This window comes from Devosia sp. Z6_126 (assembly GCF_058133495.1).
The window spans coordinates 705,380-717,854 of the sequence record NZ_JBYUNO010000002.1 but is presented as its reverse complement, the minus strand read 5'-3'; the positions used below and the strand labels follow the sequence as shown (position 1 = coordinate 717,854).

Sequence of the window (12,475 nt, the reverse complement as noted above, 5' to 3'; positions counted from 1 at the left end):
GCTCAGCCCGCCATCGGGTATTTGATGGTCCAGTCGGCCGCAGCATAGGCTTCCATTGCCGCTTGCTGCTTGCGCTCGGTCAGAGCCATGAACTCCGGCGCGCGCATCATGCCATCCGCTCGGTTCAGCATGACCTGATCTCGCTTGGCGGTCGCGTCACCGATCACCCGCAGGAGCAGGGTGAAGAACACTTCCAGTTCGTCTATCTGCACGATCATTGAATAAATCGGCGGTTGCCTTATCAGCACTTGGACCTCTCAGCCCAAGCCCGCCGTCCCTGGGGGTTGGGGAACTAGGCTGCGTCCTCCAGCCGGGAGTCCGGCAGGCCAACGCGAATTGCGAATTCGTGGAATTCATCGGCAAGGCGCGCGCAGTCGGCGCCAAGCTCTGGGTAACGGCGGGCTTCGAGCGTCTGAGGCGCTTTGACCTCGTAGACCTTCTCCCCCAGTTCCTTGATTTCGAAGATGTGCCAGCGGAAGATATCGGCATCGAAGATGTCGAGATAGAACCGCCACTGGCACCCTTCCAGGTAGCGCTCGAAGTCCACTCGCGAGGTGGTCTTGTGGTCGATAACCACCTTGCCTTGTAGGCAATCAACCTTGCCGGTGACGCTTAGGGCGCCATAATCCTTGTAGCCGCGAAGCTCGCGGATCGAGGGCAGGGCGAGTTCCGCATCGGGCAGGTGGAAAGTGTAGCCCATGGCCTCGAAGGCTTCATGGTCGCCATCCTGAGCCGTCTCGATGGCAGCGTGGAACGCCGTCCCCGCCATCATCGCTTCGCTGGGTTCGTCGGTGGTGAGCTGGCGCACCAGGTCGTCAAGCGTGGGTTCGTCCTGCCCTTCGAACAGGGGCTTCCAGTTCAACCACCGGCGATAAGCTTCGATGTTGGAGACGCGCGCCAGCATGATTAGGCCGCCTCGTCTTGCTTGGCCGGCACATAGACCATGGCGGTCTTGTCGAACACGAGCCCGAGCGCGGCGGCGCGGTCGCGGACCATGATCTTGCAGGCTTGGCCAGCGTTCTTGGCGCGAACCAGAAGCCCGTTCAGGTGCTCGGCGGTGGCGACGTTGGGCAAGGTGGCACGAAACCACTCCTGCTCCTCCTGCGCGGCTTTCTGCTCTTCGGAGAGGGCGTTTAGCCGGTCCTTGGTGGTCTGGATCACGCCAGCCAGGAACGTGGCGAACTCAGGAGCCTCAAAGTGGGGCACCTGCAGGGGCTCCAACTGGCCGGGGTTCTTGCCGAACGCGGCGTCGGTGGGGGAAAAGCGGAGCCAGCGCTGCCCGTTCAGGATTACCAGTCGGCCCATTGCATCGGCACTCTTGTAGATCTCGCCCTTGGACCCGCCCTGCACGTCAAGGCGCTCCACAACGTCATCGCCGTTGCGCTGCTCGTCCATGTGAGCAATCAACACCACGTCTTTGCCGAAGCTGTTCAGGAGCTTGAGGAATGAACCGAACCGCGACTTGAGTTCGCCGTAGCCCTGCAGGGTCAATGCCCCACCACGGCCGTGCTTTGGATTGCTGCGGATGATGTCTTGGGACAGGGCATCCAGAGCGCGGCCGGCAGTGTCCACCACGACCGTCTTGAAGGGCGCCAGATCCTCAGCCGTCATGCCGGCCACGTCACCCCACTCGGCAACCCGCACAACGTCCTTGCGGTTCGCCGCCCGGTGCGCGCCATTGTCAAAGTCGAGCAGCAAGGGAGCGTCGGCGGTGAAGGCCAGCGAAGTCTTGGCAATGCCAGGCGGGCCGTAGATCACCATGTTCAGGCGCTCCACGGTGATAGGGTCGGCGGCACGAGTGATCTTCAAAGCCATTTCAGTGTCTCCAGAATGGTGTTGAGCGGCAGGACCATGTGCCCGCCGGCGACGAAGTAGAGGAAGGCAAGCAGCGCCCCGGCCTTGGGAACACCTGTCCCTGCAATCCAGGCGGCTTGGATGAGCTGATCTCGGAATGAGAGGGTCATGGCTGGCCCTCGGCTTTGGCGATGGCGGCGTCCACCTGGCCGGCGCACTGCGGCACAAAGCCCATGCACTCGGCGCGAACAGCCTTCAACGCCTCCAGCAGATCAGGAGCGGCGGCGATCAGATGGGCGTCGGCTTGTTCGTTACCGCCGCTAGGCGTCCATGCGATCGTTTCGCCGTTGCCGCTGATCCCGATAGCTCCTTCCCACGGCTTCCAGTCGTCAGTGATTACGGACCATGGCCCCCGCGTGTGCTTGCTCTGGCTCATGCGGCCACTCCCCTCTGTTCGGACTGGCGGGTGTCCTGCCAATTCTCGACGGCCTCGATGCACTCAAAGACGGTCTGCTCGGTGCCGGTGACGGGGACGCCACGGCCATAGTTCTGATGGGTCCATTCCCAGCCCTCGGTGGACTCCTGGATCACGAAGTCCCGGTAGAGGATCATCTTCTGGGTGGTGTTGATGCGAGCGGCTGTGAGGATGCCCATCACTTGGACCTCCAATTCGCGGCGATTGCTTCCTCGGCTTCATCAATGGTGGCGTTGCTGATGATTGGCTCATCGTCGCCATCCTCAAAGACGGTGAACTTTCCGCCATCCTCCAGGATCGTATGGCCAGTGTCGGCTACGCCGTCGCACCTCGCCCCGTACTCGCCATTGCGGCGGCGATAGATGCTTGCCTGTGCCATGGTCACGCCACCTTCTGTGAGAGGGGTTCAGCCATGGCTGAGAGGTCACGATCCATGGCGTCCATGTTGCGGAAGCTGATTTCCCGGTAGCGGGCGGCCAGCTCTTCCCTGCGGTGTTCGGCGGCCTTCTTGAGCCACATCCGAACCGATGGGCGGTGCGTCATGATCTGGTGCTCGCGAGCCATGTAGAGGGCGCGGGCGCGCATCTGCCGCCAGTGCTGCGAGGAGGTGTTGCCCACCAGCATTTGGATGCCGCCGAACATTCCGTCAGCGAGCCGAGGCCCAGCGAGCGACACGATCAGGCTGTCGAGGGCGCGGGCGCGGGTATCGCTGCGCAGCTTCTGGAGCATCCGTGCTGGCTTGTGGTCGAACTCTTCGACAATCGCAGCGAGAGCGCGGGCCATTGCCGGGGATGTGTGCTGGTCGGTGGTCATGGGTGCCCTCCTTGGGCGGGAGGGGTTAGCCTTCGTAGGCCATCTGGAGGTTGCCGCCGCAGTCAGTGCCCTTGCAGACTGTGAAGCGGCTAGTGACCACGCAGGCCTTGCCCGTCCATTCGTCGCGACCACGGTGGATTACATTCTTCGTGGTGAAGCCGTGCTCGGGACTGGTGCTGCCGCACTGATTGCACTTCGGGCTGTCGGATTTGTCGGTGCGGTCATTGATGGCCATCTGCTCAACTCCGGTGTTCGGTTGTTGAGTAGACCCTACAAGCAAACTAGTAGTAATGTCAACAAGGAAACTAGTAGGCGCGAGCCAGCGGCACCACGCGCAACAAAAAGCCCGCCGGTTAGGGCGGGCTAGGGGCTTTGGAGATGGGGGCTAGGTCAGCCGCTAATGAGCCCGAGCAGCCGTTGGCCGAAAACGGCCAGTGCGCCGAACACCGCCAAGCTGGTCATCGTGGCTGTCACAATGAAACCCTTGCTGGGCAAGTTGCTGACGCGCTCTTTCAGAACGGCAACGTCAACGCGAATGGCCGTGAGGTCCGCCCGCATCTCTTTGCTGTCATCTTCCAGGCGTTTTACGCGTGCTTCCATGTCGTCATATCTGCCACCTCCGCCGCTGCCTTTCAAGCGAGCCTCGGAATTTACCTGGAACTCTTCAAGGCTATGGGCGAACTTTGGGAACGATGCGGGGCTCAATCTTGCTTCCCCCGGCTCTCTACCAAGAAAATCAGTGACGCCGTAATTTCTTTCACTGCAATCCTCACCGAAGCCTCGAGGTCTTCCCACTCATCTTTCGGACCTAGGCTGGTATCAGATTGTCTGGCGAGAGCAGTCAGGGTGATCACGCTGTCCAGTAAGGCCGCTACTGGCCCATAAACTTGGGCCAGCATCTCTACTGTCGCTGGTCGTGTGTCTCCCGTGAATTCCCGCTTGGCTGTGGCTATCAGATCCAACGACGCGTTTCGTTCCGACATTAAGCATTCCCCTCCGGCTCGACATCCTCAAGCCATATCTTGTCACTGACGCCCGCCAGCCTCCGTAGGCTCTGGATCCCCTCCGCCGCCTCCTTCAGGATCGCCTCCAGTTCGGCCACTGGCACATCGTCAACGTGATCCGCATAGAAGCGGAGGCGGTAGAGGATGTCTGGCTTGCGGGGCTCCTCGGTCATTCGAGGGGCTTTACCCACTCGATAGGCGCTGCCCACTCTACGATCTGGTCCACCATTTCGGGGTACAGGGGGTTGAGGCTCTGTAGGTTCCAAGTGTTGGGATTGGAGCCTGCGCGGACCACCTTAACAAAGATGCGGCCATCGCCCAGCTGCACGACAGCACGCCGGTTCCTCATGCTCTCCGGAGGCAAGAGCCTTGAGTAATAAAGCAGGGTGCCTGGCTCATAGGCCGGGAACATCGAGTCCCCCATCACACGAACCGCCACAGTTGTAGGATGGCGCATGGATGGGGCAGGGGCGGTCTGGTGCCCGTCATCCTCCAAAGCCAAGATCTCAGCACCCGCGCCAATATCACCTTTCAGCGGCACGCGATCCTCTGGGATGGAGACCACATACTCGGGGGCGAGTTCGTCCACGTTCACGCCCAAGGCGCGGGCAATCGCCGGCAGTTCCTTGGTGCTGGAGTTCTTCCCATTCTCGATCTGGGAGATGAGCTGCTGGCTCACGCCAGCGTCGGCCGCGAGCTGCACCTGCGATTTCTTCGCGGCAGCGCGTAAGCGTTTGAGATTAAGGCCGATATTGCTCATCGGCTCATTTTACCAGACTGCTTGTATCTGGATACACAAGTTTCCTAGTTGACTGCCGCCGCGAGTTCTACTAGTTTCCTTGTATGGCAAAGCTTAAGACCCTCATTCAACGCGCGGTGAACGACCTCGGCTCGCAGGCCAAGCTGGCCAGCAAGATGGGCTGTTCGCAGCAGCAGATCGCATACCTGCTCAAGGCGAGCAGCATCACCGCCGAGATGGCGCTCAAGGTCGATGCGGCTACCGGCGGCAAGGTTTCGAAGCACGACTTGCGCCCGGACATCTTTGGGGCGGCCCCCGCCAAAGCAGGGGAAGCGGCTTGAGCTGCGCCAACCAAATCGCGGCCACGGACGCGCCCAAAAGAAAGGGCAGCGCAGCCGTAGCTGACACTGCCCCAATTCAGGATTTCGCAATCATGAATATAGCTGCAAAGCCCAAGCCGATCAAGGACAGCATGGACTCGGGCAACGTCACTAGCCTGTTTTCCGCCGCTGATGTGGCCGACACCCGCCGCGCCGTTGCGTGGCTCGACAGCCGCCTTAAGCAATCCGCCGATCTGGCTCCGGGGAACCTGTTCTCCGAAGTCGTAACCATCACCCCAGCCGCCGCCGAAGTCATTTTGGAGCGGTGTAATCGGGGCAACCGCGCTCTTCGTAAGGTTCGGGTGAACCTCTATGCTGGAGCCATTCGTGAGGGCCGGTGGAAACTCACCGCCCAAGGCATTTCCTTCAGTCGTGAAGGTCTGCTGAACAACGGCCAGCACCGTCTCCACGCCATTATCGCCGCCGCTCGCCCTGTTCAGATGACAGTGGCTTTTGGCGAGGATCGCTCGGTGTTCGACGTACTGGACGCCGGCGGCATTCGTGGCGCCAGCGATACTCTCCATGTCGGAGGCTACAAGAACACCGCTCTGCTGGCGGCGTCCGCGCGGCTGGTGATGATTATCGAAACCGACCCATCGGGCAACGCATCGTTCTCCAACGATGTGGTCAAGCAATGGGTGGATGCTCACCCCGATCTTGAAAACTACACCACCGCCGGCGGCACGATCGGCAAAAAGCTCAAATCCTCGCCGGCCGCCGTCACCGCTGCCTTTTACCTGATCGATACCCTGTCCGCGTCCGCTCGCAGGCTTGAGAGCTTTCAGGCTGGCATGAAGGACGGGAACGTGTCGCAGCGGCGCAGTCCGGTTCTTGTTCTGCGCGACGGGCTGATGAGCGGGGATATCGTCGGCCGCGCTCACCCCGGCATCAAAGGCGTCATGGTGACGGGTGCCATCATCCAAGCCTGGAACCTGTGGTTGCGCGGCAAGTCGGGCTCCCTCGCGGGCTTGGGGTGGTCGAGCGGCCAGCCTTTCCCGAAGCCGGAGTAAAGAGCCATGGCCGCCTTGTCGTTCGATGTTCAACGCATCCCGGTAGACGATATCTTTGTAGTGCGTGATCGCCGTCCACTGGACGATGAGGCGGTCAATCGCCTTGTGGCCTCGATTAAAGCAATCGAGCTGCGCACCCCCATCACGGTTCGGGTCGAGGAAGTCACTGACCCCGACACCGGCGAGCTGATGACTGCCTACGGCCTCATTACTGGCCATCACCGGCTCGAAGCATTCCGCCGCATGGGCGAGACGAAGATCCCGGCCATCGTGCGCGAGTGCGATCTGGTTGAAGCTGAGCTTTGGGAAATCGCGGAAAACCTGCACCGCGCCGATCTGAGTAAGGAACAGCGCGACGAACAAATCCGCCGATACGCTGAGCTGATGCAATTGCGCGGTCAATCCACGCAAACTGCGTCGATTGAAAGCAAGCGCGAGGACGGTCGGGGGCATAGGCCCAAGGGCGTTGCCTCCTTGGTCGCAGCGGAGACTGGCGTAAGTGCTGACACGGTGCGCCGCGCCCTCAACCCCGAGCGGGTGCAGGCCGAGCGCGCCCGCTCCAAGATCGACGCTGACGTGAAGGCGCGGGCCGCCAAAGAGATTGCCGAGATATTGGCCGAGTACGTCCCCGCTGAATGGTGGGATGCCGTCAAGGCCAACCTCTACGCCGCTGGCGCCGCCAACATTGCCAATGAACTCACCAACGCTACCGGCCAATCCATCATGGATAGGAGATACGCATGACCACTCTCCGCGTGCCCAACCGCACCCACACCCAACGCCGCCGTCTATCGCTCGATACCATCCCTCGCGGGTGGGCAATCCTCGGGGCGGTCGTTGCATCGTGGCTCCTCGTGGCTGTGGCCGGCCACCTCCTTGCGGCCATCACTCGTTTGGCGGCGGGGGTGTAATGCCCTCCGCACCATCCATGGCTGGCGCATGCCGGGCGGTGTCGCCCAAGGCCATTTGCTCAATTGCACACGATCATCAGCAAGGGGCGCGATCCTTCGCTGCGCCGCTTCCTCATGGTCGGGTTTGTCCAGACCAATCTCACAGCAGCGGGTTTCGACTCCCTGACCGCTGCCACTTGCCGGCGAGCGCCATTGCGGCTGCTCCCGGCTCCTTTATTCCCCGCACGTCCGGTTCCCGCCGTCCGCGCGTCAATACCCAGGCCCAAGAGCACGCTGTCCAAGGCTTCGCTCAAGGGTCGCATCGTCATTCGTCTGCCCTTTCCAATCCGTCTTCACTTGCTGGTTCAATAAATGCCAGCAAGCGAGGACAAATAATTGGGAATGCAGGACAAGTCGGAGCCGCGTGAAGTGACCGCAGCCCTTGCTACAGACCTCCGTGTGTTTGCCGGCCAGAAGTGGCCGACGATGAACCACAAGTGGCGCAAGGCCCGTCTCGCCTCCCTTCTGGGGATGAGCGAGCGCCGCGTCAAATCCATCTACGAAGCCGAAGAAACAGCGCGCCTCCGGGCGGACGAGGAAGCGCGCATCAAAGCCCTCATCGGGCAGAAGGAGGAGGCCAGTGCTGCGTCAGATAGGGCCTTTGCGGAGCGCATTGCTTCACTTGAAGCAGAGCTTGCCGGCGTCCGTGCGCTGGTGGATCGCCTCGCACTGGCGGGCGACTTCGGAGCGCCACGAACAACAAGCGGCGGATCACATCGAGAAGGCCAAAGCCATCCGCTTCGCCGCTCGACTGATCCAGCCGACTGACACCAACAAAGGAGAGGCGGAATGAGCCGGTCCAAAAAGGATGTGACGTTCAAAGACGTGCTTTACGCCCTGCAGTTTGGTGGGGAGCGACTGCTGCGGACCTACACACAGGATGAGCGCCAGAAAAACTGCACCCAGTACAGCCTGTCAAAGACCGGGCTCGTGGTGAAGGCGTCAGTCGCTAATCAGGCGCTCGCCAACCCCAACATAGTCGCCACAGGTGATGGCCTGTTCCCCGGTCACTCCCAACAATACGAGTGGCGCGAGGACGCATGAGCGAAGTCGTGATCTTCACCCAGCACATTCCGCCGAGCGTCAACGCCTGCTTTTCCAATGTGAAGGGCAAGGGCCGCATCCGCACTGAGCGCTATCGCCAATGGGCGACCGCCGCCGGATGGGATTGCAAGCGCAAGGGCAAGGTGCCCGGCGCCTTCACTGTCACGATCACCATTGATCGCGGCACCCGCCACGTCCTGTCCGATATCGACAACCGCTGCAAGCCCGTCCTGGACTTGCTGCAAGAGCACGGCATCATCGACAACGACCGCCACTGCGAGCGCGCCACCATTGAATGGGGCGAGGCCAAGGGCGGCATGCGGGTGCTCGTGGCTCCATACGAGGAAGCTACGCAATGAGCGCATCAGCAAGCAAATCTACCTGGCGCGGTGTCGTCACGCTCAAACCCAACGACCACGATCTGTGGGCGCTCGTTCGCAACCGGATCGAGAAAAAGCACTCGTGGGAAGAAATCGCCGCCGAGATCGGCTGCAGCGCCGACGAGATTGTCGAGTGGGTCAACGCCTATAAGTTCCCGCCCAAGCCCACGGTACGCACCAGCAAGCCCATTACCGTGGCTGGCGAGCCTGTTCATAGCCACCGGCAGTTGTCGGCCCAGTTCATCGCATGGAAGCGCGCCAAGGACGGCGCCATGCGGGCTCGGGTGAACAAGTGAGCCTTCCATCCGCTGTCATTGACGCAATGGTTGCCGCCGGTTGCTCGGCTGAGCAGCTTGCCGCAGCGATGAAGGCGGCCAACCAGCAGGCCGAGGCGGCACAGGCCGAAAAGCGTGCTCGTGCAGCTGCCAAAAAGCGCCGCCAACGCGCCAACGTCCCCGTATGTCCCGAGGACACAGAGGGACATACAGGGACAGTGGGGGACACCCCTTCCCCTAAAGAAATCCCCCCCACACCCCCTAAAGAAATAACCCCTTCCCAGTCGGAAACTAACGTTTCCTCCAAAAACCCACGGGCTGCGCTCGAAACGGTTTTGGATCGGCAGAGGGCAGGGGACGTGATCGAGATGCGGCAGCGGATCCGCAAGCCGCTCACCACCCGTGGCGCCGAACTGCTCGCTGTGCAGTTGGCCAAGTGGCCCGACCCGAACGAGGCGGCCGACGCCATGGTGCTGAACTCCTGGCAGGGCTTCAAGCCCGAATACCTCCAGAACCAGCGGACCAGAGGCTCCCCACCTCGCCAAGCCGCGCCCCGTGGATCCGAACATTTCACCCGCCTCGCTGAGGAAACCATCGATGAACCAGAACGAGCTTTCAGAAGCGACCAGGGCAATCGGCATGATGCTGGAGGCGTTCCCGTCCTCACAATCTCGGATTACCGACGCTACCGCTAAGGTCTACCGCTTTGCCATCGAGGATTGCTCGCTCGAGGCCGTCAAGCGCGCCTGCCGGGCATTCGTGCGGGGGCAGGTGGCCGGGCACAATCCCGACTTCGCCCCGACCGCGCCCCGGCTGGTGCAGGTGGTCAAGGAGTTCGAGCACGAGCTGGTCATGGAAAGCTGGAAGGCCAACCGCCAGTTCATCCAGGTCGATAGCCAAGCCTGGCACCAGATCGCGATGCTCAAGAATGATCCCATGCTGCCTACCTTCGTCAAGGACGGTGTTGAGGGCTGGTGGTTCGACAATGCCGTGGTCGATGAGGCCGCCATGATCGCCCTGCCGGCGCCAATGACCGAGGCGCAGATGGAGGCCAACCGCATCCGGCTGTCCCGCATCGCTCGGATCAGCGTTGGCGATCCAGACGCCGAAGGGGACATGGGCGGGAGTGCCGCAGCATGAGCACCGAACTCGCAACCGCCCGCACAGTCCTGGATCTAATTGACGAGTACGACCAGAAGGTCGCCAACATTGATACCGTGATTAAGGCCTATGACGATGCCTGCAAGGGCGTCGAGATGGCCGGCACCGTAATGGGCACCTACGCCGAACCCGTGCTGCGGGGCAGGGCATATGTTCATGCCAATGACATGCGCAAGAACCTGCTCAAGTCTGGCTGGAAGGCGATCTACAACCGCCTGAACATCGACATGATCGCGAGTGCCAATGACAAGCGCCTGTTCGAGCGCACCTTGGCCGACCCGCCGCCGCTCACCGCCGAAGTGGTCCGCTCGACGTTCAAGCACTACTACGAGAACCCGCGCCAGCATATCTTGCGCGGACTCGCGGAAGCCTTCGTTGATCTGGACCCAGCTTACAAGTCTCACGCCAAGGTCAAGATCGGCGTCAAAGGGCTGCCCAAGCGTGTAATCCTGCACAACGTGGGCGGGTACAGCAGCTACGGCAAGGACAAGCTTCGTGATATCATAAACGCCTTAGCCGTCTACCAGGGCAAACCGCTCACAGACCATGCCGAGCTTAATGCTATCATTGACGGCGGAATGACCCCAGAGCGGGACGTGTGGCTCAAGAAGTACGGGAACGGCAACGGCCATCTCTACTTCGGCCCCACGGCATTGCTGGACATTAACCGCGGCCTTGCAGAGTTCTACGGGGACGTTCTGCCGGATGTGGACCCGGAGCAGCCCGAGCGCGCCCCGAGCACCGCCGTTTCCAAAGACCTACAGTTCTATTGGTCGCCAGAAAGCGTCATTGCCAAGGCGATTGAGTTCGCCGGGATACCGACGCGTCACAGCTACAGCGGTGATCTGCCAACCTGGCGCATTCTTGAGCCCTCCTGTGGTGATGGTCGCATCCTGGACGCCGTTGCGAAGCTGGGTCATCAGGCGCTTGGCATCGAGTACCACGCCGGCCGCGCAGACCAAGCCAAAGCAAAGGGCCACAGCGTTCTTGCAGCCAACTTCCTCGAATGCCCGTCCCGCGCTGAGTTTGACGCCGTGGTGATGAACCCGCCGTTCTACGGCCGGCACTACGTCAAGCACGTGCGCCATGCTCTCAAGTTCCTGAAGCCTCGCGGCGTCCTCGTCGCCATCCTCCCGGCTACCGCCCATTACGACCACAAGGAGCTTGAGGGTGATTGGCGCGATCTGCCCGTGGGTAGCTTCGCGGAGGCTGGGACGAATGTCCCCACCGGGCTCTTGCGCATGAGGGCTCCAGCATGAGCACCCAGCAACGCCTAGAGGCCCTGTATGCCGAGGAACGGGAACTGAGCGCTGACCTGCGCCACATCCCGCTCCGCGCGCCCGAAGCTCATCCACTCCGTACCCGCCTTGATCGCGTCAAGCGCCAGATCGCGATGCTGACCGAGGACGTTCGCAAGCCCACGCCAATGCCAGTGCAGCGGAGGGCGAAGTGGTGATGCCATCCGTTCTCCGCCGCTCTGGTCCTGCATTCGAGCGCGGCGGGCAGACTATCGAGCCCCGCGCACTCATCCACAAATGCGAAGGCTGCGGCACCGAGCGTGCCCCCTTCGGCCTCCTCACCAAGGAAGGCAAGCTGCTGACCTACTGTGGGCAGGTCGGCGGCATCATGCAGTGCGTGAACAAGCAAGGAGCGAGCGAATGACTGTAGTCGTGCGAACTCTGGATCAGCAGATCGGGCATTGGTTCGGCGGAGCGAAGCGCCTCTATCACCTTGAGAACATCCCCAAGAAGGTTTTCCGCAAAGCACTCTTTGGCGCACGGCAGTTGCTCAGCGAAGGGGACACCCGGCGCGCCCGCGCTTTCGTCTATCGGCAAGTCAGCAAGCGCTGGCAGTACCTGAATTCGGAGCTGATCGAGGAATTCATCAGCGAGAACTACGGCCCCACCCCCAACGAAGCGCAAGGAGCGAGTGAATGAGCGAAGACACACTGCGTGATGTTTGGCTGTCTCAAGACGACGCCGAGACTGAGCTCTGGCAGGCGATTAGTGCAATCAAGTTCGGCAATCCAACAGACGACAAGCTGATCTTGGAACAGCTGCGGGCGCGGGGAATATGGCTCGCCCGGTACGCTATCCCTGTGAAGTTGCAACTGCGGGAACCTGCCTCCAACACCCCACCCAACGCGTGAACACCAACAAGGAGAAGCAGGGATGAGCGTAGGCGGACGCATTATCGAAAACATCGGCATGAACATCTTGGCTGGCCCGTATCCGGGATTGCAGCAAGATGTGCGGCGTCTCTGGGTGTTGGACCGAAACGGGGACGAAACTGCCGTTTATGCGGAGCCCGCCGCCGAGCAATTGGAGCTTGGCGAGGAAATCTGGTGGCAGTCCGGCCAGATCATGGCCCGCAACGACAAACTGACCCTGCGGAAGATCGCCTACTCATTCGATCCGCGTCCCACCCCCACCCAAACACCATAGAGGCAG

The 12,475-nt window shown here is 61.5% G+C and carries 28 protein-coding genes; 16 read left to right on the top strand and 12 right to left on the bottom strand.

Annotated features, from left to right (window positions below; genetic code table 11):
* Nucleotides 1-2: 2 nt before the first annotated feature.
* The 12 genes from AC3YOG_RS10540 to AC3YOG_RS10485 form a co-directional block, all read right to left on the bottom strand.
* Nucleotides 3-218 (bottom strand): hypothetical protein, encoded by a 216-nt coding sequence (locus tag AC3YOG_RS10540; RefSeq protein ID WP_489935027.1) that lies wholly within the window; start codon nucleotides 216-218, stop codon nucleotides 3-5.
* Nucleotides 219-292: 74 nt separating this feature from the next.
* Entirely contained in the window at nucleotides 293-904 is a 612-nt protein-coding gene (locus AC3YOG_RS10535; RefSeq protein WP_489935026.1) for a hypothetical protein, read from the bottom strand.
* Nucleotides 905-906: 2 nt separating this feature from the next.
* The gene (locus tag AC3YOG_RS10530; RefSeq protein WP_489935025.1) at nucleotides 907-1,815 is read right to left on the bottom strand and encodes an ATP-binding protein; all 909 of its coding nucleotides are present in this window, start codon (nucleotides 1,813-1,815) and stop codon (nucleotides 907-909) included.
* On the bottom strand, nucleotides 1,806-1,964 hold the full coding sequence (locus tag AC3YOG_RS10525) for a hypothetical protein (protein WP_489935024.1): 159 nt from the start codon (nucleotides 1,962-1,964) through the stop codon (nucleotides 1,806-1,808). The genes AC3YOG_RS10530 and AC3YOG_RS10525 overlap by 10 nt, the downstream gene beginning before the upstream one ends.
* Nucleotides 1,961-2,230 carry a hypothetical protein gene (locus tag AC3YOG_RS10520; protein WP_489935023.1) on the bottom strand — a complete coding sequence of 90 codons (270 nt, stop codon included), beginning with the start codon at nucleotides 2,228-2,230 and terminating at the stop codon, nucleotides 1,961-1,963. The genes AC3YOG_RS10525 and AC3YOG_RS10520 overlap by 4 nt, the downstream gene beginning before the upstream one ends.
* Nucleotides 2,227-2,448: a hypothetical protein gene (locus AC3YOG_RS10515; protein WP_489935022.1), complete on the bottom strand. Its 222-nt coding sequence runs from the start codon at nucleotides 2,446-2,448 to the stop codon at nucleotides 2,227-2,229. The genes AC3YOG_RS10520 and AC3YOG_RS10515 overlap by 4 nt, the downstream gene beginning before the upstream one ends.
* Entirely contained in the window at nucleotides 2,448-2,648 is a 201-nt protein-coding gene (locus tag AC3YOG_RS10510) for a hypothetical protein (protein ID WP_489935021.1), read from the bottom strand. Before AC3YOG_RS10510 ends, AC3YOG_RS10515 begins: the two co-directional genes overlap by 1 nt.
* 2 nt (nucleotides 2,649-2,650) lie before the next feature.
* A complete protein-coding gene (locus AC3YOG_RS10505) occupies nucleotides 2,651-3,082 on the bottom strand; it encodes a hypothetical protein (protein WP_489935020.1) in 432 nt (143 codons plus the stop codon).
* 25 nt (nucleotides 3,083-3,107) lie between these two features.
* Complete coding sequence (locus AC3YOG_RS10500; RefSeq protein WP_489935019.1) at nucleotides 3,108-3,317, bottom strand: hypothetical protein; 210 nt, start codon at nucleotides 3,315-3,317, stop codon at nucleotides 3,108-3,110.
* 155 nt (nucleotides 3,318-3,472) lie between these two features.
* A complete protein-coding gene (locus AC3YOG_RS10495; protein WP_489935018.1) occupies nucleotides 3,473-3,787 on the bottom strand; it encodes a hypothetical protein in 315 nt (104 codons plus the stop codon).
* 277 nt (nucleotides 3,788-4,064) lie between these two features.
* Entirely contained in the window at nucleotides 4,065-4,259 is a 195-nt protein-coding gene (locus tag AC3YOG_RS10490) for a hypothetical protein (protein ID WP_489935017.1), read from the bottom strand.
* On the bottom strand, nucleotides 4,256-4,846 hold the full coding sequence (locus AC3YOG_RS10485) for an XRE family transcriptional regulator (RefSeq protein ID WP_489935016.1): 591 nt from the start codon (nucleotides 4,844-4,846) through the stop codon (nucleotides 4,256-4,258). Before AC3YOG_RS10485 ends, AC3YOG_RS10490 begins: the two co-directional genes overlap by 4 nt.
* 83 nt (nucleotides 4,847-4,929) lie before the next feature.
* On the opposite strand from AC3YOG_RS10485, the gene AC3YOG_RS10480 reads away from it, so the two are divergent.
* The 16 genes from AC3YOG_RS10480 to AC3YOG_RS10405 all read left to right on the top strand — a co-directional run bounded on the left by AC3YOG_RS10480 (nucleotide 4,930) and on the right by AC3YOG_RS10405 (nucleotide 12,469).
* Nucleotides 4,930-5,166, top strand: a complete 237-nt coding sequence (locus AC3YOG_RS10480) for a transcriptional regulator (protein ID WP_489935015.1) — start codon at nucleotides 4,930-4,932, stop codon at nucleotides 5,164-5,166.
* Between the two features lie 92 nt (nucleotides 5,167-5,258).
* Nucleotides 5,259-6,215, top strand: coding sequence for a hypothetical protein (locus AC3YOG_RS10475; protein ID WP_489935014.1), 957 nt, complete (start codon nucleotides 5,259-5,261; stop codon nucleotides 6,213-6,215).
* A 6-nt stretch (nucleotides 6,216-6,221) separates the two neighbouring features.
* Entirely contained in the window at nucleotides 6,222-6,959 is a 738-nt protein-coding gene (locus AC3YOG_RS10470; RefSeq protein ID WP_489935013.1) for a ParB/RepB/Spo0J family partition protein, read from the top strand.
* Nucleotides 6,956-7,126, top strand: a complete 171-nt coding sequence (locus tag AC3YOG_RS10465) for a hypothetical protein (protein WP_489935012.1) — start codon at nucleotides 6,956-6,958, stop codon at nucleotides 7,124-7,126. Before AC3YOG_RS10470 ends, AC3YOG_RS10465 begins: the two co-directional genes overlap by 4 nt.
* 381 nt (nucleotides 7,127-7,507) lie before the next feature.
* The gene (locus AC3YOG_RS10460; RefSeq protein ID WP_489935011.1) at nucleotides 7,508-7,933 is read left to right on the top strand and encodes a hypothetical protein; all 426 of its coding nucleotides are present in this window, start codon (nucleotides 7,508-7,510) and stop codon (nucleotides 7,931-7,933) included.
* 21 nt (nucleotides 7,934-7,954) lie between these two features.
* Complete coding sequence (locus tag AC3YOG_RS10455) at nucleotides 7,955-8,209, top strand: hypothetical protein (RefSeq protein ID WP_489935010.1); 255 nt, start codon at nucleotides 7,955-7,957, stop codon at nucleotides 8,207-8,209.
* Nucleotides 8,206-8,568, top strand: coding sequence for a RusA family crossover junction endodeoxyribonuclease (locus tag AC3YOG_RS10450; RefSeq protein WP_489935009.1), 363 nt, complete (start codon nucleotides 8,206-8,208; stop codon nucleotides 8,566-8,568). The genes AC3YOG_RS10455 and AC3YOG_RS10450 overlap by 4 nt, the downstream gene beginning before the upstream one ends.
* Nucleotides 8,565-8,885 carry a hypothetical protein gene (locus AC3YOG_RS10445; protein WP_489935008.1) on the top strand — a complete coding sequence of 107 codons (321 nt, stop codon included), beginning with the start codon at nucleotides 8,565-8,567 and terminating at the stop codon, nucleotides 8,883-8,885. The genes AC3YOG_RS10450 and AC3YOG_RS10445 overlap by 4 nt, the downstream gene beginning before the upstream one ends.
* Nucleotides 8,837-9,559, top strand: a complete 723-nt coding sequence (locus AC3YOG_RS10440) for a phage replication initiator YdaU family protein (protein WP_489935007.1) — start codon at nucleotides 8,837-8,839, stop codon at nucleotides 9,557-9,559. Before AC3YOG_RS10445 ends, AC3YOG_RS10440 begins: the two co-directional genes overlap by 49 nt.
* Complete coding sequence (locus AC3YOG_RS10435) at nucleotides 9,462-10,004, top strand: hypothetical protein (protein ID WP_489935280.1); 543 nt, start codon at nucleotides 9,462-9,464, stop codon at nucleotides 10,002-10,004. The genes AC3YOG_RS10440 and AC3YOG_RS10435 overlap by 98 nt, the downstream gene beginning before the upstream one ends.
* Nucleotides 10,001-11,284 (top strand): DUF4942 domain-containing protein, encoded by a 1,284-nt coding sequence (locus AC3YOG_RS10430; protein WP_489935006.1) that lies wholly within the window; start codon nucleotides 10,001-10,003, stop codon nucleotides 11,282-11,284. Before AC3YOG_RS10435 ends, AC3YOG_RS10430 begins: the two co-directional genes overlap by 4 nt.
* Nucleotides 11,281-11,481, top strand: a complete 201-nt coding sequence (locus AC3YOG_RS10425; protein WP_489935005.1) for a hypothetical protein — start codon at nucleotides 11,281-11,283, stop codon at nucleotides 11,479-11,481. Before AC3YOG_RS10430 ends, AC3YOG_RS10425 begins: the two co-directional genes overlap by 4 nt.
* Complete coding sequence (locus AC3YOG_RS10420; RefSeq protein ID WP_489935004.1) at nucleotides 11,481-11,687, top strand: hypothetical protein; 207 nt, start codon at nucleotides 11,481-11,483, stop codon at nucleotides 11,685-11,687. The genes AC3YOG_RS10425 and AC3YOG_RS10420 overlap by 1 nt, the downstream gene beginning before the upstream one ends.
* Nucleotides 11,684-11,962, top strand: coding sequence for a hypothetical protein (locus AC3YOG_RS10415; RefSeq protein WP_489935003.1), 279 nt, complete (start codon nucleotides 11,684-11,686; stop codon nucleotides 11,960-11,962). Before AC3YOG_RS10420 ends, AC3YOG_RS10415 begins: the two co-directional genes overlap by 4 nt.
* Nucleotides 11,959-12,174, top strand: a complete 216-nt coding sequence (locus AC3YOG_RS10410; RefSeq protein ID WP_489935002.1) for a hypothetical protein — start codon at nucleotides 11,959-11,961, stop codon at nucleotides 12,172-12,174. The genes AC3YOG_RS10415 and AC3YOG_RS10410 overlap by 4 nt, the downstream gene beginning before the upstream one ends.
* 22 nt (nucleotides 12,175-12,196) lie before the next feature.
* Nucleotides 12,197-12,469, top strand: a complete 273-nt coding sequence (locus tag AC3YOG_RS10405; RefSeq protein ID WP_489935001.1) for a hypothetical protein — start codon at nucleotides 12,197-12,199, stop codon at nucleotides 12,467-12,469.
* Nucleotides 12,470-12,475 lie beyond the last annotated feature (6 nt).

Coding starts and splice junctions, on each gene's coding strand:
- AC3YOG_RS10540 (WP_489935027.1), bottom strand. CDS start 218: ATGATCGTGCAGATAGACGAACTGGAAGTGTTCTTCACCCTGCTCCTG.
- AC3YOG_RS10535 (WP_489935026.1), bottom strand. CDS start 904: ATGCTGGCGCGCGTCTCCAACATCGAAGCTTATCGCCGGTGGTTGAAC.
- AC3YOG_RS10530 (WP_489935025.1), bottom strand. CDS start 1,815: ATGGCTTTGAAGATCACTCGTGCCGCCGACCCTATCACCGTGGAGCGC.
- AC3YOG_RS10525 (WP_489935024.1), bottom strand. CDS start 1,964: ATGACCCTCTCATTCCGAGATCAGCTCATCCAAGCCGCCTGGATTGCA.
- AC3YOG_RS10520 (WP_489935023.1), bottom strand. CDS start 2,230: ATGAGCCAGAGCAAGCACACGCGGGGGCCATGGTCCGTAATCACTGAC.
- AC3YOG_RS10515 (WP_489935022.1), bottom strand. CDS start 2,448: ATGGGCATCCTCACAGCCGCTCGCATCAACACCACCCAGAAGATGATC.
- AC3YOG_RS10510 (WP_489935021.1), bottom strand. CDS start 2,648: ATGGCACAGGCAAGCATCTATCGCCGCCGCAATGGCGAGTACGGGGCG.
- AC3YOG_RS10505 (WP_489935020.1), bottom strand. CDS start 3,082: ATGACCACCGACCAGCACACATCCCCGGCAATGGCCCGCGCTCTCGCT.
- AC3YOG_RS10500 (WP_489935019.1), bottom strand. CDS start 3,317: ATGGCCATCAATGACCGCACCGACAAATCCGACAGCCCGAAGTGCAAT.
- AC3YOG_RS10490 (WP_489935017.1), bottom strand. CDS start 4,259: ATGACCGAGGAGCCCCGCAAGCCAGACATCCTCTACCGCCTCCGCTTC.
- AC3YOG_RS10485 (WP_489935016.1), bottom strand. CDS start 4,846: ATGAGCAATATCGGCCTTAATCTCAAACGCTTACGCGCTGCCGCGAAG.
- AC3YOG_RS10480 (WP_489935015.1), top strand. CDS start 4,930: ATGGCAAAGCTTAAGACCCTCATTCAACGCGCGGTGAACGACCTCGGC.
- AC3YOG_RS10475 (WP_489935014.1), top strand. CDS start 5,259: ATGAATATAGCTGCAAAGCCCAAGCCGATCAAGGACAGCATGGACTCG.
- AC3YOG_RS10470 (WP_489935013.1), top strand. CDS start 6,222: ATGGCCGCCTTGTCGTTCGATGTTCAACGCATCCCGGTAGACGATATC.
- AC3YOG_RS10465 (WP_489935012.1), top strand. CDS start 6,956: ATGACCACTCTCCGCGTGCCCAACCGCACCCACACCCAACGCCGCCGT.
- AC3YOG_RS10460 (WP_489935011.1), top strand. CDS start 7,508: ATGCAGGACAAGTCGGAGCCGCGTGAAGTGACCGCAGCCCTTGCTACA.
- AC3YOG_RS10455 (WP_489935010.1), top strand. CDS start 7,955: ATGAGCCGGTCCAAAAAGGATGTGACGTTCAAAGACGTGCTTTACGCC.
- AC3YOG_RS10450 (WP_489935009.1), top strand. CDS start 8,206: ATGAGCGAAGTCGTGATCTTCACCCAGCACATTCCGCCGAGCGTCAAC.
- AC3YOG_RS10445 (WP_489935008.1), top strand. CDS start 8,565: ATGAGCGCATCAGCAAGCAAATCTACCTGGCGCGGTGTCGTCACGCTC.
- AC3YOG_RS10440 (WP_489935007.1), top strand. CDS start 8,837: ATGGAAGCGCGCCAAGGACGGCGCCATGCGGGCTCGGGTGAACAAGTG.
- AC3YOG_RS10435 (WP_489935280.1), top strand. CDS start 9,462: ATGAACCAGAACGAGCTTTCAGAAGCGACCAGGGCAATCGGCATGATG.
- AC3YOG_RS10430 (WP_489935006.1), top strand. CDS start 10,001: ATGAGCACCGAACTCGCAACCGCCCGCACAGTCCTGGATCTAATTGAC.
- AC3YOG_RS10425 (WP_489935005.1), top strand. CDS start 11,281: ATGAGCACCCAGCAACGCCTAGAGGCCCTGTATGCCGAGGAACGGGAA.
- AC3YOG_RS10420 (WP_489935004.1), top strand. CDS start 11,481: ATGCCATCCGTTCTCCGCCGCTCTGGTCCTGCATTCGAGCGCGGCGGG.
- AC3YOG_RS10415 (WP_489935003.1), top strand. CDS start 11,684: ATGACTGTAGTCGTGCGAACTCTGGATCAGCAGATCGGGCATTGGTTC.
- AC3YOG_RS10410 (WP_489935002.1), top strand. CDS start 11,959: ATGAGCGAAGACACACTGCGTGATGTTTGGCTGTCTCAAGACGACGCC.
- AC3YOG_RS10405 (WP_489935001.1), top strand. CDS start 12,197: ATGAGCGTAGGCGGACGCATTATCGAAAACATCGGCATGAACATCTTG.